Source organism: Corynebacterium sp. MSK004 (assembly GCF_030232515.1).
Lineage (GTDB): Bacteria > Actinomycetota > Actinomycetes > Mycobacteriales > Mycobacteriaceae > Corynebacterium > Corynebacterium hesseae.
The window spans coordinates 127,279-150,275 of the sequence record NZ_JASPKB010000005.1; the positions used below are offsets into that span (position 1 = coordinate 127,279).

General features: G+C 63.1%; 15 protein-coding genes. 5 read left to right on the plus strand and 10 right to left on the minus strand.

Annotated elements, in window-relative coordinates:
• Position 1: 1 nt before the first annotated feature.
• The 4 genes from QP999_RS07455 to QP999_RS07470 form a co-directional block, all read right to left on the minus strand.
• On the minus strand, positions 2–2,575 hold the full coding sequence (locus QP999_RS07455; RefSeq protein WP_284847994.1) for an AAA family ATPase: 2,574 nt from the start codon (positions 2,573–2,575) through the stop codon (positions 2–4).
• A gap of 2 nt (positions 2,576–2,577) precedes the next feature.
• Positions 2,578–3,702, minus strand: coding sequence for a metallophosphoesterase family protein (locus QP999_RS07460; protein WP_167595750.1), 1,125 nt, complete (start codon positions 3,700–3,702; stop codon positions 2,578–2,580).
• Positions 3,703–3,764: 62 nt separating this feature from the next.
• Positions 3,765–4,598, minus strand: coding sequence for an SWIM zinc finger family protein (locus tag QP999_RS07465; RefSeq protein WP_070597097.1), 834 nt, complete (start codon positions 4,596–4,598; stop codon positions 3,765–3,767).
• The gene (locus tag QP999_RS07470) at positions 4,599–7,670 is read right to left on the minus strand and encodes a DEAD/DEAH box helicase (protein WP_284847995.1); all 3,072 of its coding nucleotides are present in this window, start codon (positions 7,668–7,670) and stop codon (positions 4,599–4,601) included.
• A 242-nt stretch (positions 7,671–7,912) separates the two neighbouring features.
• Here QP999_RS07470 and putP point away from each other — a divergent pair, with 242 nt between their 5' ends.
• From putP to QP999_RS07485, 3 genes are all read left to right on the plus strand, one after another.
• On the plus strand, positions 7,913–9,475 hold the full coding sequence (putP, locus tag QP999_RS07475) for a sodium/proline symporter PutP (RefSeq protein WP_284847996.1): 1,563 nt from the start codon (positions 7,913–7,915) through the stop codon (positions 9,473–9,475).
• Positions 9,476–9,786: 311 nt separating this feature from the next.
• The gene (locus QP999_RS07480) at positions 9,787–10,329 is read left to right on the plus strand and encodes an HNH endonuclease family protein (RefSeq protein WP_070524985.1); all 543 of its coding nucleotides are present in this window, start codon (positions 9,787–9,789) and stop codon (positions 10,327–10,329) included.
• A 47-nt stretch (positions 10,330–10,376) separates the two neighbouring features.
• The gene (locus tag QP999_RS07485; protein WP_284847997.1) at positions 10,377–10,820 is read left to right on the plus strand and encodes a DUF2269 domain-containing protein; all 444 of its coding nucleotides are present in this window, start codon (positions 10,377–10,379) and stop codon (positions 10,818–10,820) included.
• Positions 10,821–10,914: 94 nt separating this feature from the next.
• On the opposite strand, the gene QP999_RS07490 is transcribed toward QP999_RS07485, so the two are convergent.
• The 6 genes from QP999_RS07490 to QP999_RS07515 all read right to left on the minus strand — a co-directional run bounded on the left by QP999_RS07490 (position 10,915) and on the right by QP999_RS07515 (position 20,236).
• The gene (locus QP999_RS07490; RefSeq protein ID WP_269948162.1) at positions 10,915–12,930 is read right to left on the minus strand and encodes a DEAD/DEAH box helicase; all 2,016 of its coding nucleotides are present in this window, start codon (positions 12,928–12,930) and stop codon (positions 10,915–10,917) included.
• Between the two features lie 287 nt (positions 12,931–13,217).
• The gene (gene hutI, locus QP999_RS07495; protein WP_284847998.1) at positions 13,218–14,396 is read right to left on the minus strand and encodes an imidazolonepropionase; all 1,179 of its coding nucleotides are present in this window, start codon (positions 14,394–14,396) and stop codon (positions 13,218–13,220) included.
• Positions 14,397–14,417: 21 nt separating this feature from the next.
• Positions 14,418–16,094 (minus strand): urocanate hydratase, encoded by a 1,677-nt coding sequence (gene hutU, locus QP999_RS07500; protein WP_070528883.1) that lies wholly within the window; start codon positions 16,092–16,094, stop codon positions 14,418–14,420.
• A 286-nt stretch (positions 16,095–16,380) separates the two neighbouring features.
• Entirely contained in the window at positions 16,381–17,934 is a 1,554-nt protein-coding gene (hutH, locus tag QP999_RS07505) for a histidine ammonia-lyase (RefSeq protein WP_284847999.1), read from the minus strand.
• 189 nt (positions 17,935–18,123) lie between these two features.
• Positions 18,124–18,852 (minus strand): IclR family transcriptional regulator, encoded by a 729-nt coding sequence (locus tag QP999_RS07510; protein ID WP_284848000.1) that lies wholly within the window; start codon positions 18,850–18,852, stop codon positions 18,124–18,126.
• Between the two features lie 37 nt (positions 18,853–18,889).
• Complete coding sequence (locus QP999_RS07515; RefSeq protein WP_284848001.1) at positions 18,890–20,236, minus strand: YjiH family protein; 1,347 nt, start codon at positions 20,234–20,236, stop codon at positions 18,890–18,892.
• A gap of 367 nt (positions 20,237–20,603) precedes the next feature.
• On the opposite strand from QP999_RS07515, the gene QP999_RS07520 reads away from it, so the two are divergent.
• Together QP999_RS07520 and hutG are read left to right on the plus strand one after the other, a co-directional pair.
• Positions 20,604–22,004, plus strand: a complete 1,401-nt coding sequence (locus QP999_RS07520) for an amino acid permease (RefSeq protein WP_284848002.1) — start codon at positions 20,604–20,606, stop codon at positions 22,002–22,004.
• Positions 22,005–22,006: 2 nt separating this feature from the next.
• Positions 22,007–22,975: a formimidoylglutamase gene (gene hutG, locus QP999_RS07525; protein ID WP_284848003.1), complete on the plus strand. Its 969-nt coding sequence runs from the start codon at positions 22,007–22,009 to the stop codon at positions 22,973–22,975.
• The last annotated feature ends 22 nt before the right edge of the window (positions 22,976–22,997 follow it).

Sequence of the window (22,997 nt, forward strand, 5' to 3'; positions counted from 1 at the left end):
CTTAGGCCCTTGTAAGTTTCTCCATATCCAGCTCCATTCGCCCAGGCACCCAGGAGTAGCGCTGCGGCATACAGGTCAGCACGATGACCTGAGTGCTTTTCCCAGCCTTACTGAACAGCGCCGCCATGAGCTGAAGGCGCTGGGAGTCCGTGGAACCCAACGCATCATCGATCAAAACGGGCACCGGTTCATCGGAGACCAGCTGGGCTATGGCGAAGCGCGTCAGGATGCTCAACTGCTCTTTGGCACCGCCAGAGAGCGCGTCAAAAGACACGGTCTCACCGTCGCGGCTGCGAGCTTCGACCTTGAGCTCTTCCGACAGCTCGAAGTCCACATCCCCACCGAAGACTGTTCGTGCCAAGCTATTGAGCGCTGTGACAAACGGCGCGGCATAGCGCTGGCGCGCGGCGTCACGGTGGCGCAGCATGAGTGTGCGCAGATAACGCGCAGCCTCCGCGCGACGCTCGATAGCGGCGTGGCGCTCACGAGCAACCTCGAGCTCGGCGGCGGCTTTCTCCGCATCCTCAGCCGCACCGGAATGCATATCGATGAGTCCCCGGAACTCGCGCATGTCACCGACCGCTGCATTCACCGCTGCCTTCAGGGAATCCACGTGTGTACGCGCTCCCTTGGCAAGATGCTCGGCGGTGTCCACGTCTACCGCGGACATCTCCGCCAGCACTGCTCTTTCTTCCTGCAGCTTGGCCTGTGCTGCCTCGATAGCCGTGGTCACGTCGGCATCACTGAGTTGAGCACGGGCGGCCTCCACGGCTGCGGCCTTGGCATCGCGCTGCACGGTTGCCTCCTCCGCGCGCACGGTGGCTACCTCTAATGCCGCGCCAGCCTTGTTCTCACGGTAGGGTGCCACAGCGCGGTCGAGTTCATCGAGCTTCCTGCGTAGCTCCTCTTCCTCCTGCTCCACCACGTCCAGCTCTCGCGGTTCCGCGGCCTCCTCAGCGCCCTCGACATCCTCAATCTCTTCTGCGCCGGCCTCAAAACGCGCACGCAGTTCACCGAGGTCCTCCCCTCCCAACGCAGCAGCCAGTTCGCGCGCCGCGGAATCCGCGGCGGATGCGAGTTCGGTGTGTTTCTCGTGAGCGGCACGGGCCGACTCGAGGTCTTCGCACCCGGCATCCTCCAGCAGGCGCGCGAGCTCAGCGCGAGCCTGCTCTACGCCTTCCTCGCCGCTTTCGCCGGCACCTGCGGCATAGCGGGCGGTGACCTCGCCTACCTGAAGGGTCGTGCCCTCACGCAACTCGACTGCAAGTTCTTCACCGCTCTCCAGAGAGCGTTCCTCGCCATCGACGGCGACGGAGCCCTTCCCGGAAAAGTACAGCTTGGCAGCAGCCGCCGCTCGCAGGCGCTCCTGGACAGTGACCTCACGAGCCGCCTCTTCCAGTGCTTTCAAGTTTGGCACGTCTGGAGCGGCAGCCAGCTCACGACGGCGCGACGCCAAGGTCTCTTCCAGCTTGGTCAACGCTTCGAGGCGGGTGCCCAAAGCCTCACGTTCGGCTCGCCGCTGCGCGCGGCGGGCGCGCTGGCGTTCCTCGCGCACGGCCTCGTACCGCGTGTGCACCTCGGCGCGTTCTTCTTCCAGCTTCGTGCGCGCGGCGGACTCTTCCTCGGCGCGCTCGCGGGCTTCGCTAACCGCAGTTGCGGCACGCTCGGCCGCTTCAACCGCTGCGGAGTGCTCAGCAATCACAGCCTTGCGCCGCGCCGATTCCTCCTCCGCGCGCGTCACAGCTTCCGCGGCCCGGGTCACCGCTGCCTCCTGCGCCGTGACCTTCTCCTGTGCGGCCCGGGCGGCGACTAGTTCGCCGTCACGGCGCTCGCACTCTTCTACGGCCGCTGGCAAAGCCGCTTCGGCCTCGGCCTTCTTCAGCTCAGCGGCTTCATAGCGCTCCACCACGCCGTCGAGCTCTCGTAGCGCAGACTCAGCGTTCGCGTGCTCCTCCTCCGCCTCTGACAGCGCGGCGATCGCGGCCTTATAGTCCCCCGCCGGCTTGTCCTTCTTCGCGGTGAAATACTCCTTGTACTCCGCCTCGATGCGCGTGAGCAGCTCGGAGTCTTCCGCCACGGCATTCGCCCCGGTCTGCTCCTCTAGTGCCGCAGTAAGGGAAGGAATGCCCACGGCGGCGATGCCCTCGTGGCTATCGTCTTGGCGGACGAAGAGGGCGTCGACAAGCGCGCGGTCCATATGTTCACTGAGAATGCGCTCGAGCTCCCCATCCGCTTCCGCACCGGTCCACTGGCCCGGGCGCGGGGAGAACACATGCAGCTCCGAGGTGCGCTTCTTCACCCACCGCTTGTGGATGCGGAAATGATAGGGCCCCACGGTGGCCTCCAGCGTGACCTCTGGACCCACATCGCGGCCGGCGGGCTGCAGCGCCCTCACCGCCTTAGAGTTGGCGGTGTGTTTTTGCGTCAGCACAAAATCAATAGACTCCACCAATGTGGATTTGCCAGCCTCATTCGGCCCGCCGATGACCACCACACCGGTTTCTGGAAGGTCCTTGACCTCCAGGTGATCCACGCCCCGGACATTATTGAGTTCAACAGAATGTAGCTGCATCATGATTAAGCTCCCTTCGCGCTGAGGCGGAACAGCAGGTTGGCGGCGTCGCGGGCGGTGGGATCATCTAAGTCCTCGAGCAGCTCCGCCAGGGCATCAGCGGCATAACCGCTCAAGCTCAACTCGCTGAGCTCCTCTTCGGAGGGCGCCAGATGCAGATCCATCGTCCTCTCGCGCGGCTTGAGGGAGGCAAAAACCTCCTCCAGCTCCGCCAGCCCCTGCTCCAGACGAGCCTGCGCGCTCAAGCCCACGGTGCCACGCAGGCTGTATTTCACCGCGGTACGAATCTTCTCCGGCACGGCGTCTAGCTCCGCAAGAAAAGCCTCGACCTCCTCCAGTGAGTTAACGTCCGCATCAATCGCCCGGAAGTCCCAGCGACCGACGCGGTGCTTGGCGACGTCCACCCGCTCCCCCTCAACGGTCACCACCAAGGCATTGCCCGAATCGCGCTCCCTATCGTCGAAGGCCGTAGTCTCCGGGCTGCCGGAGAACCACACCTTGCCGGTACGGCCCAGCGATTCCGTGGAGTGCGTATCCCCCAAGGCCAGATAATCAATAACGCCTTTATCCAGGCACTCCTCCACGAAGGAGAGGTCAATCGTATCGGCATCCGAGTCCTCGCCCTCGCCCGCGCGGGACTCCACCTGGCCATGCCCCACCGCGATGCGAACCGTGGCCTCATCGGCAGGCTGCAGCGGCTCCAGCGCGCGGCGAACAAGGTCATAATTAGCCCGCTTGGACAGGTAGGGAGCGCCGACGATTTCCACGCCTGGTCGCACCTCGATGGGCTCTGAATCCGCGATGACGTGCACGTTATCCGCAAAGGAGTTGAAGAAGATGGAATCCGCCACGAGAGGATCGTGGTTGCCGGGCAGCAGGTAAACCGGCACCGGCAGGCGCTTAAACATGTCCTTGGCGCGCAGCAGCGTGGATTTGTTCAAGGAGTTGTGCTCAAACACATCACCGGCCACGACGATGAACTCCGCCCCTGTCTCGGTGGCCAACTCCCCTAGCCGCAGGGCCGCTGCTTCGCGGTCATCATCAAAGCGCGACTGCGCGGCGGGACTTAAAAACCAGCGTGTCATTCCCAGCTGGAAATCTGAGGTGTGGATGAACGTAACCGCGGCCATGCAAACTCCCTACAACGTGGTCCAGGGCTGGCGCTTGAGCCTCTCCCCTGGGGTGACAATGTCTAGTGCGTCAGATGATAGTAAAGGTCCTCGACATCGGAGACGGCCCGAAGCAAATCTATGTTCGTATGGCTGACAGACCTCATGGCCTTGCGCAGCAGTTCCGGGTCGGAATCATCGACGGCGGGAGCGGTCTTCGGTTCCGGCAGGGGCGGGAGTTCTCGCCCCTCCCAGAACAAGGCATTGCGCTCCTCGGCAGAGATTTCAGAGGCCGCGGAAGCTGAATAAGAGTCCTCCGAGGCGGCCTTGGCCTGCTCCATGACCGCTTGCTCCAGCCGCGCAAAATCGAGGCCACGCAGGGCGAAAATAACGGATGGGTCAGCATCCATGCGCGCGGCCAGTCGGTCCGCCACCGCCACGACGTGCTTGCACACGTACTCCGGATCGGGGCAGGTGCAGGAAAAACGGAGGTCGTCGGGGTATTCGGCGATGAGGATGTCGAGGGAGGCGTCGGCAAGCATGCCCTCCCTAGCCTTCGCCACGGAGTTGGGGGTGCGCGCGAACATCTCCGACAGCCGCCCGATGTCCTCGTTGTTGCGGTAAGGCACCTGGATGAGCACCGCGAAAGGTTCGTTCTGAGAGCCCGCAACCTTGCCGTGCACAGCACCATTGCGCACATCGAGGCCCACGACGTGACCCTCGGTGGCGTATTGGCGCCCGCGGCGAATGCGGCCGGAATCCGTTTGCTGGTTGACGAAATTGAGCAGGCGCGTGGCCGCCGGCTGCATGGTGCGCACGCGGTCGACGCGGTTGACCTCCTCCGGCGTGCTCACGCGCTTGCGGGTGCCGAAGTTGGCGTAGATGACGTTATTGTCCTCAGGATTCTTCGGTGCCATTTACTTCTCCTGCTCCCTATAGCTCATGAGATCCGCCAGCTGCTCAGGGCTCAGTTCGGTGAGCCAGCCCTCGCCCTCGCCCACGACGGCACCGGCCAGCTGTGTCTTGCCGTCGAGGATGTCCTGGATGGATTCCTCCAAGGTGCCGGCGGTAATCATCTTGTACACCTGCACATTGCGCTGCTGGCCGATGCGGAAGGCGCGGTCCGTGGCCTGGTTTTCCACCGCCGGATTCCACCAGCGGTCCATGTGCACGACAATCGACGCCGCCGTGAGGTTCAGCCCCGTACCACCCGCCTTGAGCGAGAGCAGCATGACGGGTGCGCCGTTATCGGCCTGGAATTCCTCCACCATCTGGTCGCGCCGGTTCTTGCTGACCCCGCCATGGAGGAAGGGAATCTCGCAGCCCAGTTGTTCAGAGAGGTAGGGCTGGAGAACGTCGCCGAAGGCCTTGTACTGGGTGAAGATCAGTACGCGCTCCTGAGATTCGATGGCCTGGTCGATGATCCGCATGAGCTCCTCCACCTTGCCGGAGCGGTGCTTGCCCTTGATGGTGATGGGGCTACCATCGGCCAAGAAGTGCGCCGGGTGGTTACAGATCTGCTTGATGCGGGTCAGCGATGCCAAGATGAGGCCGCGGCGCGAGATGCCCTCCTTCTTCTTTGCCAAGGCCTGCTCCACGTCATTGACCAGGGCCTTATAGAGGGCGGCCTGCTCATCGGTCATGCGCACGGTAATGATCTGCTCGGACTTCTCCGGCAGGTCATCGATGATATTCGGGTCCGTCTTGAGGCGGCGCAGGATGAACGGGCCGGTGAGCAGGCGCAGGCGCTCCGCCATGACATCGCTTCCTTCGCGCTCAATAGCCTTGGCAAAGTGGTTGCGGAAGAAGGAAGCAGAGCCCAGGATCCCGGGGTTGCAATAGTCCAGGATGGAGCGCATTTCCGACAGGCGGTTCTCAATCGGCGTACCGGTCAGCGCTACGCGGTGACGCGACGGGATGGCACGCACCGCCTTGGATGAGCGCGTGGAGGCGTTCTTGATCGCCTGGGCCTCATCGAGGACCACGCGGTCCCACTCCACCTTGCTCAAGGTCAAAAAGTCACGGCTCACCGTGCCATAGGAGGTAATGACGATATCGGCCTCCTGAGCTGCGCTGACCAATTCCTCGCCCTTCAGGCGCCCAGTGCCGTGTTGCACCATGACCTTAAAGTCCGGCACGAAGCGCGTAGCTTCCCTAGCCCAGTTGCCCACCACGGAGGTCGGCGCGACGACGAGGGTTGGCTTCCACGCCTCCGCTTCCCCATCTGTCTCCTGGGCAGCCTTTTCCACCGCCAGCAAAGACAGCAGCTGCAGGGTCTTGCCCAAACCCATGTCATCTGCCAGCACCGCGCCGATGTTGTTGCGGGACATCCAGTACAGCCAGTCCACACCGCGGCGCTGATACTCGCGCAGCTCGGCATGGACCGTATCGGGGATGTCCACGCGGTCGGGTGCCGTACTATCCAGCCCACCGAGCAGCGAGGTATGCCACTCGGATCCGGTGAAGGCCACGGGGTCCTCCGCCATGGACTTCAAGGCCATCTCGCGCAAGTCTGCAAGCGTTACCGCTTCTTCTTGCTCGCCCTCGTTGAATTCCTTGCGGCGGCGCTCTACTTCGGCCACCAGCTCTTCCCAGCCAGGCTGTTCCAGCTGGCGGGCCATCTCTGCGGTGGCTGCGAGTTGCTCCAACTCCTTCAGGGCGCGCTTACGTGCGGTATCGGCCAACTCGCGCATGTACTGCGAGATCTTGTTCAAGGCCTGGGTATCCGCCATGACCCACTCGCCGCGCAAACGAATCAGCCCGGACTTAGAAGTGATGAGCTCTTGCATTTCGGCGTCGGTAAGCTGCGTGTCACCCACCGAGAGCTTCCAGTCATAGCTGAACAGCTTCTCCATACCAATGTGCGCCTTGGTGGCGGCATCGGCCGGATCACGGACCTCCGTGGTTTCCAGCTTGGCCTTGGTCTCCATGTGGGACCAGGACTTGGGCAGCAGCACGGTGAAACCGGCCTTGCGCAGGGCGGCGGCGTCGTGGGTAACAAAATCCACGAGCTGCTCGGTGGTCAGGTAGACGTCCCAATCCCCCGCATTCCGGCTCGCCGGGGCGGAGTTGTACTTCAGCCGCGGAGCCACGTCGAAGGCATGGCGACGGGCCTCACGCAGCTTCTCGACGCTCCCCCGATCCAACTGGTCCTGCCGCACCGGCAGCGGCGAATCCGTACCGGAGCGCACCAGCAAGCGGATAGGCCACGCTGCGTCCTCGACGGAGTCAGTACTATTTGGCGGTTCCTCCACGAGGAAGACGAGCTGGAGGTCGACAGAAGTAATAGAGTCTTTCCACTCATTGAGCCCACGAAGCAGCTGGGCGCGCCCCTTCTTGACCGGCGCGGTTTTCAGCAAGGCCTGCGCGAATTCATGCCAGGGCGCGGCGCGTGGGGCATCGATCTGCGGGCGCAATTGGGTATAGGCAATCCAGTGCGTGAGCTCGTCGGCCAAATCATCCGAGAGCGCCCGGTTATTAATGGAGAGGATGCCGGGCGCGGAGGCTAGCATCTCTGCCAGCCAGCTGCGCTCGCCCAAGCCAGAAGCCAGTTGCCACATCGGGTACCACTCACCCGCCTGATACGACAGGCGGATGGTCACGCGGCCGGCACGGACGAAACGGTACAGGCCGCGATAGGCGCGGATGAGCCACAGGAGGTCCGGCGCAATAGCTGCACGCTGTTCCGCCGAAACCGCCTGGCTATCGGTATCGAGGTATTCCAGTTTGGCCAGTGTTTCCACTGCCTCATCCGGGGCGAACATGGCCATGGGGACCATGAGGGAGACGTCCTTGCCCTTCGGTGTGCGGAGGGAGACGCGCGCTCGGTTCCGGAAGGTCTTCTTGCTCAAGATGGTATCGACCACATCCGGAAAGGTTCCCTCCGGGACTGCTGAGGGCATGACGATCTTGTGCCCTTCGACCTGTTCGATCCATAGACTCAGGCCGGAGACGGGCAGCCAGAGGCCATGCAGCAGGTAAGAAGCCATAGGGGCCAGTTTAGCAGCACACCTTTGTGGGGAAAGGGTTGCAGAAAGTTCCCGGTTCCTGCCCAAATACGCAATTGTTACAGTCTCGTTACATAACGGCGTAACACCAGTAAGACCGTGCATTAAGCTGTGACCAAGGTAACCAAATACTGGTCAAGGTGCCGAATTTCAGTTGGGTAGGGCCTTTTGCCTCGTTAGCGTGGATGAGTCCTATTCTTAATCTCAATCTCAAGGAGAGATCAGTGCAAGACTCCACTTGGTATGTCGTTGCGATGATCATCTACCTGCTTGCCATGGCCGCCATCGGCTTCTGGAGCTACAAGCAGACGGATGAGTACGACGACTACGTTCTCGCCGGCCGCGGCCTTCACCCGTTCGTAGCCGCCCTATCCGCCGGCGCCTCCGATATGTCCGGCTGGCTGCTTATGGGCCTGCCCGGCGCATTGTTCCTGACCGGCATGTCCGAGCTATGGATGGCCATCGGCCTTCTCATCGGCGCTTGGGCCAACTGGAAGTGGGTCGCGCCGCGTCTGCGTTCCTACTCCGAGATCGCCGGCAACTCGATTACCGTTCCCTCCTTCTTTGAGAACTGCCTGCACGATAAGTCGCGCTTGCTGCGCATTATCGCGGCGGCGATCATCATCTTCTTCTTCACCTTCTATGTCTCCTCCGGCATGGTGGCCGGCGGCCGCTACTTCGAGTCCAGCTTCGGCGGTGACTACATGGTCGGCATGCTCGTCGTGGCTGCCGTGACGGTCTTCTATACCTTCGTCGGCGGCTTCCTCGCGGTGTCCTACACCGATACCGTCCAGGGCCTGCTCATGTTCGCCTCTCTCATCATCGTGCCGATCATGGTGCTCTTCTCCTTGGACAACCCGGGCGAGATTTTCAGCTTCGCCGCTGAGAACCCGTACGCCACCGGTGGTGTAATTGAGAACCCTGACTACTTCTCCTTGTTCTCTGGTGTGTCTGCCGCCGTCATCATCGGCAACCTGGCCTGGGGCTTGGGCTACTTTGGCCAGCCTCACATCATCGTGCGCTTCATGGCGCTGCGCAAGCCTTCCGACGCCCGCGCGGGCCGCTTCTACGGTGTGAGCTGGATGGGTATCTCCCTCATCGGCGCTATTTTCGTCGCGCTCTCCGGCACGGTCTTCTTCACTGAGACCAGCCACTCCATTACTGACCAGGAGAACTACGAGACCATCTTCCTGGACATGGCCCAGGTCATGTTCCACCCGCTGTTTGCTGGTCTGGTCCTGACCGCCGTTCTTGCGGCCATCATGTCCACGATGTCCTCCCAGATGCTCGTGGTCTCCACCTCCCTCATTGAGGATCTCTACCTCATCTTCGCTAAGAAGAAGCCGAGCCAGAACGTCCTGATCAACCTGTCCCGTACCGCTGTCGTGGCCATCGCCGTCATCGCTGCCGTGTTGGCCATCAACCCGTCGGATTCGATTCTGGGTCTGGTCGGCTTCGCCTGGGCCGGCTTCGGTTCCGCCTTCGGCCCGCTGGTGCTGCTGTCGCTGTACTGGAAGCGCCTCAACTCCACTGGCGCCATCGCCGGCATGATCACCGGTGCTGTCGTTGCGATTGGCTGGGGTATGAGCCCGCTGGGCGATACCCTCTACGAGCTGGTACCGGGCTTCATCTCCGCTCTTCTCGTGACTGTCGGTGTTTCCCTGGCCACCAAGGCTCCGGATGAGAAGGTCACCCAGGAGTTCGAGGAGGCATCCCGCCTGGCTAAGCTCGTTGAGAAGAACGATGACTTGGACTTCGAGGAGGCAGCGGAGCAGGTTCAGAAGTAGGCCTCTCCCCCTCTCCCCTCACGCGCGAACCCCGCTCCAGCAGTCCAGTTACTGCTGTGGCGGGGTTTCGCTTGTGATTGGATCGGATGGCTCTACATGGTCGCTACTCAAAAGGCATTTCTCAAAAGGTGCCTTTGCTTCGAGAACGCCGTGTGCGAGCCTCTAAAAGGTGTCTTTGCCCCCAAAGAAACCTTCTTACTGATGCCTTCTGGGAAATGCCTTTTGACTGCATCCATGTAGCCCTCCCTGTGCACTCACAGGCTTCCTGCTCATACGGGAACCGCGAACACCCCCGCGCAGTCTAAAAGTGCATGAACCTGCGCACGGTCTATATAGGCTTCCTCTCCGTGGCAACCGTTGTCTACGGCGGCTATCACCTCCTCCCCGGACCTGATCTGGGCGTGGCAACCGTGCCCGCGCGCGTGGAGGTCCCCGGCTATGAACGGGAAGACTTCGGCGGATGGGCACCTGGAACACGGGACAACGTCAAGGCCGCGCAGACTATCGACGGGGCCCTCTACGATCCCTATGCCCGCGCGCCCGCGCCGGACCGCGTGGAAGTTGACCACGTCTTCCCGCTCGCGGCGGCCTGGGACCTTGGGGCATCAGTTTGGCCGCCGGATAAGAAGATGGCCTTTGCTAACGATCCGCTCAACCTCGTCGCCACCGCCCGCAACCTCAACCAGGCCAAGTCCGATTCTCTGCCGGCCGATTGGCTCCCACCCGCCGACCGTTGCGACTACTCGCAGCGGCTTGCCGCAGTGGCCCGCAAATACCAACTACCGCTGCCCTCCCGCGACTACGTGGTCATGCGCCACCAGTGTCGATTCGATTTCATCTCACCGCGCCGTTAGACTCTCGCAGGGAAAAGCCCCGTACAGAAAGGTATAAGCACCCTCCCATGACTAGCTTGCTCATCTTCCTCCACGCCTTCGCCGCTATCTTGTTGGTCGGTACCGTGTGCATCTCCACCTCCGCCTTCCCCGGTCAGCTGGCAAAGGCTGGCTCCGGTGATGCTTCTGCGGCTGGTGCCGCCGGCGTCCTCAATAAGATCACCTCGACGTATGGTTACATTTCCGCCATCGTTCCGGTTATCGGTCTGGCTGTCTTCCTTACCGATCTCGACGCTTACAAGTCCCAGGTCCAGTTCCACATCGCTCTTCTTCTGGCCGTCATCGCCTGGGTTATCCTGCTCGTCGTGGTCATCCCGAAGCAGAACCAGGCCATGTCCGCGATTGCTGCCCCAGGCAGCGCCGATGTGGCCAAGCTAAAGAAGCAGCTGGCTATGTTCTCCGGCATCTTCAACCTGCTGTGGGTTGTGTGCGCCATCCTGATGTACGTCTAATCCTTCGGGTTTAGGCCCCAAAAGCGAAACCTCCCAGGCTCTTATGAGCTTGGGAGGTTTCTGGATCTAACGCCGCCGCGGCGCCGAGCGAAGGCTAGTCGCGCCAGCCGCCGCGGCGTCCACCACGATCACGGCCGCGTCCACCACGGTCACGGTCACGGTATCCGCCACGATCACCGCGTCCACCACGTCCGCGCCCGCCGTAACCGCCGCGGCCCCGGTCATCGTCGAAGTTCCGGCGCGGCGGGCGTCCGGTATCCTTCTGGATCTTGATGAGCTGGCCGGAAATGCGGGTGTCCTTGAGACGGTCCAGCACCGCCGGGTCCAGGTTCTTCGGCAGGTCCACCAGGGTGTGGCCCACGGCGATGGTGATGCGGCCGAAGTCCTTGGAGGTCAGGCCACCTTCGTTGGCCAACGCACCCACAATGGCGCCGGGGCGCACGCCTTGGCGCTTGCCGACGTCCAGCCGGTACGTCTCAAAGTCCCCGTCCGGACGGCGCGGGCCGCGGTCACGGTCGCGGCCACCACGGTCACGCCCGCGGCCATCACGATCGCGGTCACGCCCACGGCCATCGCGCTCAAAGCGATCGCGCTCGCGGCGGTCGTTCTTGGACACCGGGCGTTCCTTGAGCAGGAAGTCCGTTCCGCCCTGCAGCTGCACAGCCAGGGAGGCCGCGATGTCATCCATCGCCACGTTCTCTGCCGCGGAGTATTCGCGCACCATGTCGCGGAAGAAGTCGAACTGCTTGTCCTGCTGAGAGGCGCCGATGGCGGCGAAGAACTTCTCCTTGCGCTTGGCATTGACCTCATCCGCGGTCGGGAGATCCATCTCCTCCAGGCGGGCGTTGGTCACGCGCTCGATGGAGCGCAGCATGCGGCGCTCACGCGGGGTGACGAACAGGATGGCCTCGCCAGTGCGGCCAGCACGGCCGGTACGGCCAATGCGGTGCACGTAGGACTCGGTGTCATTCGGGATGTCGTAGTTGACCACGTGGGTGATGCGGTCGACGTCGAGGCCGCGGGCAGCAACGTCGGTAGCCACCAGGATGTCCAGGCGGCCATCCTTGAGCTGATCGACGGTACGCTCACGCTGCTGCTGCGCGATATCGCCGTTAATGGCAGCGGCGTTGTAGCCGGCCTCCTTGAGGCTGTCAGCGACATCCTCCGTGGCATGCTTCGTGCGGCAGAAGACGATGATGGCGTCGTAGTCAATGACCTCGAGGATGCGAGTGAAGGCATCCATCTTGTGGCGGTGCGGCGTCAGGAGGAAGCGCTGCGTGATGTTGTCATTGGTGCGGCGCTCCGACTTCACCGTTATTTCGGCAGGGTTGTTGAGGTACTGCTTGGACAGGCGGCGGATGGAGTTCGGCATGGTGGCCGAAAACAGCGCTACCTGCTTGTCCTCTGGGGTGTCCTCAAGAATGCGCTCAACGTCTTCCTGAAAGCCCATGTTGAGCATCTCGTCTGCCTCATCGAGGACGAGGAAGCGCAACTGGGAGATATCCAGGGAGCCCTTCTCCAGGTGGTCGATGACACGGCCCGGGGTACCCACAATGATCTGGGCACCACGGCGCAGACCAGAGAGCTGAATGCCATAGGCCTGGCCGCCGTAGATGGGCAGGACTTCGATGCGGCCAAGGTGGTCCGCGAAGGATTGGAAGGAGTCCGCAACCTGGAGGGCCAGCTCGCGCGTAGGCGCAAGGACAAGGGCCTGCGGATAGCGGGCTTCTGTATCGATCTGGGAGAGCACCGGCAGTGCAAAGGCTGCGGTCTTACCCGTACCCGTTTGGGCGAGGCCGACGACGTCGCGGCCCTCCATGAGGATCGGGATGGTTTCTTCCTGAATCGGGGATGGCTTGGTAAAGCCCACCTTGGACACGGCTTCCTGAACGTCATCGGGAAGGCCGAGGTGTGCAAAACCCTGGGAGTTGTCGTTGGCTGAAGCTTCTTCAGCGCCGGTGTCCTCAGGGTTATTCGCAGCCCCGGTGTCATGGTTCGACACCTGCGAAGCGTCCAATGCTTCGCCACCTTGCGAGTTTTCCTGAGATTCCGACTTATTGAATTCTTCCGGCTCGTTGACGCCGCCGGTGGCGTTATCGGTAATGCTCATTGCTCAAACCAGAGTACGGCACTGAGGTGAGATTAGCTATTTCTCCCCACGACCTGTCTCTTCCCGACGCGGCACCCCGGCACCTCGAACTTCAGCCAAGGCCCTTTAACTCAGCCCCATTTGACCCAGCCCTTTGAATCACACTTAGTCCCCGTCCGCGAAGGCCCGAAAAGACCGAAGATACCAAACCCAAAGGCACCATTTGCGGCTTCCGAAATCTAAAACCCCACGTCAATACATGTCGGTTTCTTTATAAGGTGCCCCTCAAATGGTGCCTTTGCCCCGGCCTAGACTTCGCGGCCACCCACGAAGGTCTTCCAGGTCATCGGCATGCCCGGGCGGTAGGCCAGGTGGATAGCGCTCGGGGCATCGAGGACATGCAGGTCCGCGGCAGCGCCGACCACCAGCGAGCCCTTGGCCGGGCGGCCCTTCGCGTCCTTACCCTCACCGACATCCTGGCGGCGCAGCGCGGTGGCACCACCCAGCGTGCCGGCGGCGATGGCCTCATCGAGAGTCAGGTGCTGCTGGAGCACGGCCGTGGTCACGCAGAAGTTCATCGAGGACGTGTACGAGGTGCCCGGGTTGAGGTTGGAAGCGATGGCGACGGTCGCGCCGGCATCAATAAGCTTGCGGCCAGGCGCCAGCGGCTCACGCGTGGACAGGTCGCAGGCCGGCAGCAGCGTGGCCACCGTCTCGGAGGAGGCCAGCGCCTCAACATCGGCATCACTGAGGTAGTTGACGTGATCCACGGAGGCCGCGCCCAACTCCACTGCGAGTGCTACGCCTGGACCCTCGCCGAGCTGGTTGCCGTGCACGCGCACGCCCAAGCCCCGGGCCTTGCCAGCCTCGAGCACGCGGCGCGACTGCTCCTCGTCGAATGCACCGCGCTCGCAGAAGACGTCAATCCACTGCACGTGCTCGGCCACGCCGTCGAGCATCGGGCCCACAACCTCGTCGAGGTAGGTTTCAGCCTCCGCCCCCGGCGGCACGAGGTGCGCGCCGAGGAAAGTCACGTCATCGACGTGGCGGGCCGCCACGCGAGCAGCCTCCACCTCGGATTCGGTATTAAGACCGTAGCCGGTCTTGGTCTCCAGGGTCGTTGTACCGCCTCGGCGGGCCGCTGCGATGCGCTCCACCAGGAGCTTTTCCAGGCGCTCCTCCCCCGCCGAGCGGGTCGCATCCATGGTCACGGCGATACCGCCGGCCTGGTAAGACTCGCCCGCCATGCGGGCTTCGAACTCGGCGGAGCGGTCACCGTCGAAGATCATGTGGGTATGGGAATCCACCCAGCCCGGCAGAACTGCGCGGCCGCCAAGGTCGACCTTCTCGTCCGCGGCCGGCGCCTCGGAGGCTGGGCCGATCCAGGCGATGGTGCCGTCGGTGTTGGCGATGAGTGAGGCGTCGGCAAGCGTGCCTGTCTCCGACACCGTGCGCAGCTCTGAGATTCCAGTAAACAGGGTGGACATGATCTTCTTTTCCTCTCTTGTCTAGTCGCGGGCCTTGAATTCCATCGGGATACGCACGCCGCGCTCGTCGGCGACTTCCTTGGCGCGAGTGTAACCGGAATCCACGTGGCGGATAACGCCCATGCCCGGGTCGTTGGTGAGCACCGCGCGCAGCTTGGCGGCGGCCAGCTCGGTGCCATCGGCGACGGTAACCTGGCCCGCGTGGATGGAGCGGCCCATGCCCACGCCACCACCGTGGTGGATGGACACCCAGGTGGCGCCGGAGGAGACTGCGGTCATAGCGTTGAGCAGCGGCCAGTCAGCCACGGCGTCGGTGCCATCGAGCATGGCCTCGGTCTCTCGGTACGGGGAGGCCACGGAGCCGGAGTCCAGATGGTCACGGCCGATGACGATCGGGGCCTTGATCTTGCCTTCCTTGACCAAGTCATTGAAGAGCAGGCCGGCCTTGTGGCGCTCGTTGTAGCCCAGCCAGCAAATACGCGCCGGCAGGCCCTCGAACTCCACGTATTCCTCGGCGGCATCAAGCCAGTTGTGCAGGTGCTCGTTGTCCGGGAAAAGCTCCTTGAGTGCCTGGTCGGTGACCTTGATGTCCTCCGGGTCGCCGGAGAGCGCTGCCCAGCGGAAGGGGCCAAGGCCCTCGCAGAAGAGCGGGCGGATGTAGGCCGGGACGAAGCCCGGGAACTCGAAGGCGCGCTGGTAGCCGGCCTTGCGGGCCTCGTCGCGGATGGAGTTGCCGTAGTCGAAGACCTCGGCGCCCTCATCCTGGAATTCCACCATGGCCTGGACCTGGGCGGCCATGGCCTCGCGAGCCTTCTTCGTGAAGGTGGTCGGGTCCGCCTTGGCCTCGTTGTGCCAATCCTCGACGGTGATTTCGGTGGGCAGGTAGCTCAGCGGGTCGTGCGCGGAGGTCTGGTCCGTAACGATATCCACGGTGAACTCACCGGCGCGCTGGCGGCGCAGCACCTCCGGGAAGACCTCGGCGGCATTGCCCACCAGACCCACGGACAGCGGCTTCTTGTTCTCCTTGGCGTCGAGCACCAGCTTGAGGGCCTCGTCGAGGTCGGTGACGACCTCATCGAGGTAGCGCTTGGACTGGCGGCGCTTCAGTCGGGTCTCGTCAACATCGACGATGAGGCAGGCGCCGCCGTTCAAAGTAACGGACAGCGGCTGCGCGCCGCCCATGCCGCCGCAACCACCAGTCAGGGTGAAGGTGCCGGCGAGCGTGTCGTTGAAGCGCTTCTTGGCCACAGCCGCGAAGGTCTCAAAAGTACCCTGCAGGATGCCCTGGGTGGCGATGTAAATCCAGGAGCCGGCCGTCATCTGACCGTACATCATCAGGCCCTCGTCCTCGAGCTTGCGGAAGTGCTCCCAATTGGCCCAGTCGCCGACCAGGTTGGAGTTGGCGATGAGCACACGCGGCGCCCACTCGTTGGTCTTCCAAATACCCACCGGCTTGCCGGACTGAACCAGCAGCGTCTCGTCGGACTCGAGATCCTTCAGCGACTCCACGATGGCATCGAAGGCTTCCCAGCTGCGGGCAGCACGTCCGGTGCCGCCGTAGACTACGAGGTCCTCGGGGCGCTCGGCAACCTCGGGGTCGAGGTTATTCATGAGCATGCGCAGCGGGGCTTCGGTCTGCCAAGACTTGGCGGTGATTTCGGTTCCGCGCGGGGCGCGTACTTCGCGGGGTTCAGACATGACTTCCTTTCGCTCGTGCTTTTCGACGCGCTCCCAAACCCACCAAGGCCGGTTCCCCGGGGCTGTCCCTTTTAGGGCTTGGTCAGCGTCACACAGGACAAGTTACTGTGACCCATAACCTTGAACTAGCTCTCTTTCTGGCTAGCTGTCTCAGATACAAGACTGTCGCACGACCAGTACTGCAGCGGCGCGCTTCCCGAACAGGTCTGCACTTCCAGGTCTGCGCTTTTGGAACTGAGACGGCACGAGAAAGCCCCATGGCACATGCCATGGGGCTGGGGCGGAGTTAGCGCAGCGTGCCGACGGCCCCCTCTACCGCATCCACCAATGCACCTTCCTTAACCAGGCGCACGGTCTCCTCGATCTCCGGGGAGAGGTAACGGTCAGTGCCCGGCCCCTGAACGGTCTGGCGCAGCGCATCGATGACCGCGCCGGTGCCCTTGGCCGGCTGGCCCTCGCGCATATCAATAGCGCGGGCGGCGGTGAGAATTTCGATGGCAAGCACGCGCTGCAGACCGTCGACTGCCTTGCGCAGCTTGCGCGCACCCGACCAGCCCATGGAGACGTGGTCTTCCTGCATCGCCGAAGACGGGATGGAATCCGCCGAAGACGGGTTGGCCAGGCGCTTGAGCTCAGAGACAATGCCCGCCTGCGCATACTGCGCAATCATGTGGCCGGAGTCCACACCCGGGTCATCGGCCAGGAAGGCGTTGAGGCCGCGGTTGCGCGCAACATCGAGGAAACGATCAGTGCGGCGCTCGGAAATGGAGGCCAAGTCGGCTACGACGATGGCCAGGAAGTCCAGCGCATAGGCCACCGGCGCGCCGTGGAAGTTGCCGTTGGAGACTACGCGCCCATCCTTGGCCACGACCGGGTTGTCGACGGCCGCGGCCAGCTCGCGCTCAGCCACCAAGGCGGTGTGCGCCAAAGTATCGCGGAAACCACCGGCCACCTGCGGGGCGCAGCGCACCGAATAGGCGTCCTGGACCTGCTTCTTCTTGAAGTCCTCGAGGGCGGCCGCGAGAATCTCCGAGCCCTCTGCAACCTGAAGGATGTTGGCTGCGGCATCTGCCTGGCCCGGATGTGGGCGCAGCTGCTGCAGATCATCGGCAAAGACCACCAGAGTGCCCAGCAGACCTTCCACCGTCATTGCGGTGGCAATATCCGCGGTCTTGGCCAGTTCGCGCAGATCTGTAATAGCCAGGCACAGCTGCCCCAGCATGCCGTCGGTGCCGTTAATTAGCGCCAAGCCCTCCTTCTCCCGCAGCTTGAGCGGCTCAATGCCGGCAGCCTCCAGGGCTTCGGCGGCCGGGGTGATGTCGCCGCCATCGACGCGCACCTCGCCCTCACCCAACAGCGCCAGCGCGCAGTGCGCGAGCGGAGCCAAGTCGCCGGAACAGCCCAAGGAACCGTACTCGCGGACCACCGGGTGGATGTTCGCGTTGAGCACTGCCGCGTAGGTTTCCGCCACCACCGGACGCACGCCGGTGCGGCCAGTACACAGGGTGGACAGGCGCAGCAACATGAGCGCGCGGATAACCTCTTGCTCTACCTCCGGGCCCGTGCCCGCAGCATGGGAGCGCACCAGCGAAAGCTGCAGCTGCGCGCGCATCTCCTCCGGAATGTGACGGCGGGCCAGGGCGCCGAAGCCGGTGGAAATGCCATAGACCGGAGTCGGGTCCTGCGCCAGCTCCTCGACGCGCTCGCGTGTGGAGGCGATTTCCTCAAGCGCATCCTGGGAAATCTCTACCTGTGCGCCATAGCGCGCTACGGCTACAACCTCTTCGATGCTCAGCGCACCGATACCCACGGTCACGGTTGAGGGATAAGAATTGGACATGTAAGGCTCCTTCGACGTCACTGCATTACCCGCACCTCACCCCTTTCAAGAAGGGGTAAAAAGGCACGCGAAAACACGTACTTGCTTTCACAAGTTTAGAAAAATAGTGATACGCGCGACAGCCTTACGCGCTGCGCTCATAGTACAACAGGTTCCCCGGCGCGCAAGCACCTCGCACACCCACGCGCACTAACGGCGCCCGTACATCCTCGCCGCAACCTGCTGCGCAGCCGCGTGTAATTTCTCCGCCGCGCCGGCGGCATCAACGGTGCCCACGGGAAAGGTCACAGCCAGCGCCGCCGCGGGCCTGCCCACGTGGTCTACCACCGCTACGCCAACCGACGCCTGCCCCCGCGCCACCACCTCAACTTCTTCGGCCCACCCGCGCTCACGCACCTGGCGCAGAATCTCCTTGTACTCCCCAAAACCTAAGGAACCAGGGAAATACGCCGCCTTCCATTCCGCTTCTGGTAGCAGCGCCAGCATGGCGCGCCCGGAGGCCGTCTTTTGTGCCTGCAGGCGCACTCCCCTCTCCGTGACCAGTGACAGCGCACCCGGCGCGCGCACCTCGTTGAGGTAGAGGATCTCCGACCCCGCCAAGCGCGACAGGTGCCCCGAGCCGCCCACGCTGCTGGCGATGCGTTCAAGGTGCCCCTGCGTTGCCTTCACGAGGGGCTGCTGCGTGGCATAAGCCGCGGCCATAGAGTAGGCAGCGAGCCCCAACCCATAGGTTTGGTTCTCCGGAAGGTGCACCACGAATCCCGCGTCCACCATCTCCTTGAGCAGGTGGTAGGTGGACGAGCGCGGCAGGTCCAGCTCACTGCGGATGCGTGCGGCGGAAATCGGCACGTCGATGGTGGACAACAGCCGCAGGATCTCCAGCGCGTTGCGCGCCGCCGGGACTCGGGAGGTACTCATGGGCCCACATTCTAGTGAGCCCTCGACTGAGCCTTCCTTAGGTCACCAGGAAGGCAATCGGCGTCGCAATAATGATGGTCAGCACCACGCGCTCGAACCAGATGACCACAAGCTGCCACAGCTTGATCGGAATCTTGGTGGCCAGGATGCAGGGCACCAGCGCGGAGAAGAAAATGATGGCGGAAATCGCGACCACACCGATGACGAACTTGAGCACCATGCTCGAGGACCCAGCCGCCACGGTGGCAGGCAGGAACATTTCCGCGATTCCCATAGCGGCTGCCTTGCCCGCGAGCGCCGGTTCCGGCAGCTGGACAATCCATGCGAAGGGATAGAACAGGTAGCCCAACCAATCGAAGAGCGGGGTGAAGTTAGCCAGCAAAAGGCCAATCAGGCCCACCGACATGATGGAGGGCACGATCGCCGCCGCCATGCGCACACCATCGCGCAGGTTCTCCCAGATGGCAGCGCCCAAGGACGGCGCGCGGTCCAGCGCCAGCAGCGCCTCGCGCCAGGCGGCCTTGATGAAGTTACCCTTGACCGGCTTTTCGGGGTCCGGTTGCACGCCGTCGACGTACTCATCAGGGATCCTGCTCAGCGGCGGAATCCACACGGTGATTGCAGTAACCAGGAAGGTCACCACGAGGGATACCGCGAAGTAGGTGCCCCACATGCCCATCAGGTCGAGCTGCTTGGCGACGATCACCATGAAGGCCGCTGAGACCGTCGAGAAGCCCGTCGCGATGATGGATGCCTCACGCGCGGTGTAGCCGCCGCGCTGGTACACGCGGTCAGTAATGAGGATTCCCAGCGAGTAGGAACCCACGAAAGAAGCCACCGCGTCGATGGCGGAGCGCCCCGGTGTGCGCCAGAGTGGGCGCATGATGGGCTGCATGAATACGCCCACGAATTCCAGAAAACCGTAGCTGATGAGCAGGGCTAGGAAGGCACCGCCAATCGGCACGATGAGGCCTACCGGGGTGGCAATGGAATTCCACAGGAAGGGCACGATGTCTTCGTTGGCCAGCACACCCGGCAGCTTTCCGATGACCATCAGGAAGGAGACCACCAGGCCCACTACGTTGAGCGCAGTAAAGACCGCCTGGAGCGGACCTTCCTGCCAGTTTTTATTCAGGATACTGCGCACCGTGCCATAGAGCGCTAGCGCCAGGATGAACCAGGGCACCAAGACTTCGGCATAGGTGCGGATGATGGTGACCATGTGGTCAAGCGGGATGGACTTCTTTCCGTCATAACTAATGGGAAAGAAGAATACGAAAGCGCCAATAGCGCTGTAGACAAAGAGGCGCCAGATGCCCTTCTTGGAGGGCACGTCATCCTCGGTCTCGTAGAAGGCGTCAACGATTGCGTCTTCAGAGTTCATGTTCTACCTCACGGTGGTGGAAACTACACGTCACTAGCACGGCCACAAACGCGTTCTCTTAAACGAGCGCGCCAAGCAACCACACACCAAGAAAGGGGCGGTTGCTTTTAAGCCATGCCCACGCGACAGCCACACGCAGGTCTTCCACATACTAGCGGCACCATAAACAAATGTCACCCACGTCACCCCCGCGCAAAGAATGCGGTCCCCGCCATACATCCAATCGCATCACCCCCACCACAAAATTGACCCCACGTCTGAACTAGAGGAAAGTAGCTCCCAGACCCACCCGCACCAACTACTCCCCTTAATCCGCGGCGCCAGGACCACCAAGCGCCATACAGGGGACAGAGGAGGACGCATCCCCGTGGCAGAAACCACCACCAAGCGCCCCGGCTTGAAACACCGGCACCTACACTTCATCGCCTTGGGCTCGGCCATCGGCACCGGCCTGTTCTATGGCTCCGCCGGCGCCATCCAAGCTGCCGGCCCCTCGGTGCTCTTGGTCTACCTCCTCGGTGGCGCCGTGGTCTACTTCCTCCTGCGCGCACTCGGTGAGATGTCCGTGCACCACCCCGTCACCGGCTCCTTCGCCGAATACGCCCGCACCTTCCTAGGCCCCTGGGCCGGCTACATCACCGGCTGGATGTTCGCCTTCGAAATGGTCATCGTGGCCCTCGCGGATCTCACCGCCATCGGCGTCTACATGCAATTCTGGTTTCCCGGCTCGCCCAAATGGGTGTGGGTCGCGGCCACACTCCTCCTTGTCGGCGGCGCCAACCTCGCCACTGTCAAGGCCTTCGGTGAGCTGGAATTCGCCTTCACCATCGTCAAGGTCGGCGCCGTCATCGCCATGATCCTAGGCGGCGTGGCCGTGCTCGTCTTCGGACTCTCCACCGCGGAGACCACCGGCCCGGCCAACCTGGTCAATGATGGCGGCTTCTTCCCCAACGGCGTCTCCGGCATGGTCGCCTCCTTCATCTTGGTCCTCTTCGCCTTCGGCGGCACGGAGATCGTCGGCGTCGCCAGTGCGGAGGCAGAAGATCCCGCCAAGTCCGTGCCGAAGGCCGTCAACACCATCCCGGTGCGCATCCTGCTGTTCTACGTCCTAGCCATCCTGGTCATCCTCATGATCAACCCCTGGCGCAGCATCACCGGTGAGGAAAGCCCCTTCGTCCAAATCTTCTCCACCCTCGGCGTCACCTGGGCTGCGGCCGCCCTCAACATCGTCGTCATCACCGCGGCTGTTTCCGCCATTAACGCCGATCTCTTCGGCGCCGGCAACGTCCTTACCGGCCTGGCACGCCAGAACCTCGCACCAAAAGTCATGGCCAAAAAGACCCGCGGTGTGCCCGTCATGACCATGATCATCCTGCTCATCGTCATGATCATCGGCACCGCGCTCAACGCCCTCATCCCAGATAACGTCTTCGAGGTCATCGCCTCCCTGGCCACCTTCGCCACCATCTACGTGTGGTTGATGATCCTCCTGGCCCACGTGGCCTCCCGCCGCCAGATGCCCACCGAAGAACGCGCCAGCCTGGAATACACCGTCCCCTTCTGGCCCTGGGGCCAATACTTCTCCATCGCCTTCATCATCTTCACTTTTGGCATCATGGTGTGGCAGGAGCAGTACCGTCCGGCACTGGCCACGGGCGTTATCTTCATCCTCCTGATGACCGCCATTTTCTACCTCACCGGCCGCCGCACCGCCGCCGCGAGCACCCCACAGGGAACAGCTCCGCAAGGAACAGACGCGAAAGGATAACCATGAACACCGTTGATGCCCCCGCCTACTCCCCTGCCCCCGAGTGGTCCGGCCGCTCCGATGGCCCGGGCCCCGAGCATGCGCGGTGGCACAGCGTGGTTCGCCCGCTGGACGTCGCCAAGCCCCAGGCAGAACCCGGCGTCGCACTCTTGGGTTTTGCCTCCGACGAGGGCGTTGAGCGCAACCATGGCCGCCCCGGCGCGGCTGCTGGCCCGGCCGCTCTGCGCAGTGCACTGGGTTCCCTGGCGCTGCACCATACGCACCCGCTTTACGACGGCGGCACGATCACCACCCAAGGCACCGACCTGGAGGGCTCCCACGAGCGCCTCTCCGATGCAGTGGAGACACTCTCACGCGCCGGGCATCTGCCCATCATCCTCGGCGGCGGCCATGAGACTGCCTTCGGCTCTCACCGCGGCGCCTTCCGCGCCCTAGGCCCGCTGCAGATCATCAACCTGGACGCGCACTTCGATCTCCGCACCGCCGCCGTGCCCACCTCCGGTACTCCGTTCAAGCAGATTTCTGACCTGGTGGGCCGCGAGGACTTCGACTATTCCGTCCTGGGAATCTCCCGCCCCAACAACACGCCCGTGCTTTTCGACGAAGCCACCGCCCTCGGCGTCACCGTCGTCCTCGACGAGGAACTGCTCAGCATGGACCGCGCCCAGGTGCGTGACACCGCCGCGCGCATCTGCGCCGGCACCACACCCATCCACCTCTCCATCGACTTGGACGTTCTGCCCGCCGACCAAGCCCCTGGCGTCTCCGCCCCCGCCGGCCTCGGCGTCCCGGTAAACATCATCCGGGAACTAGCACTCACCATCGCCGCCACGGGACGCCTAGCGCTTGTCGACGTCGTCGAGCTCAACCCCACCTTCGACACCGACGCCCACACCGCCAAGCTGGCCGCGCGGTTGATTGATGACATTGTGACGGTGCATTTTTCTGCTGCCACGAAAGCGAATTCCTAGATAAGGCGCGGGCCAGCCGGCA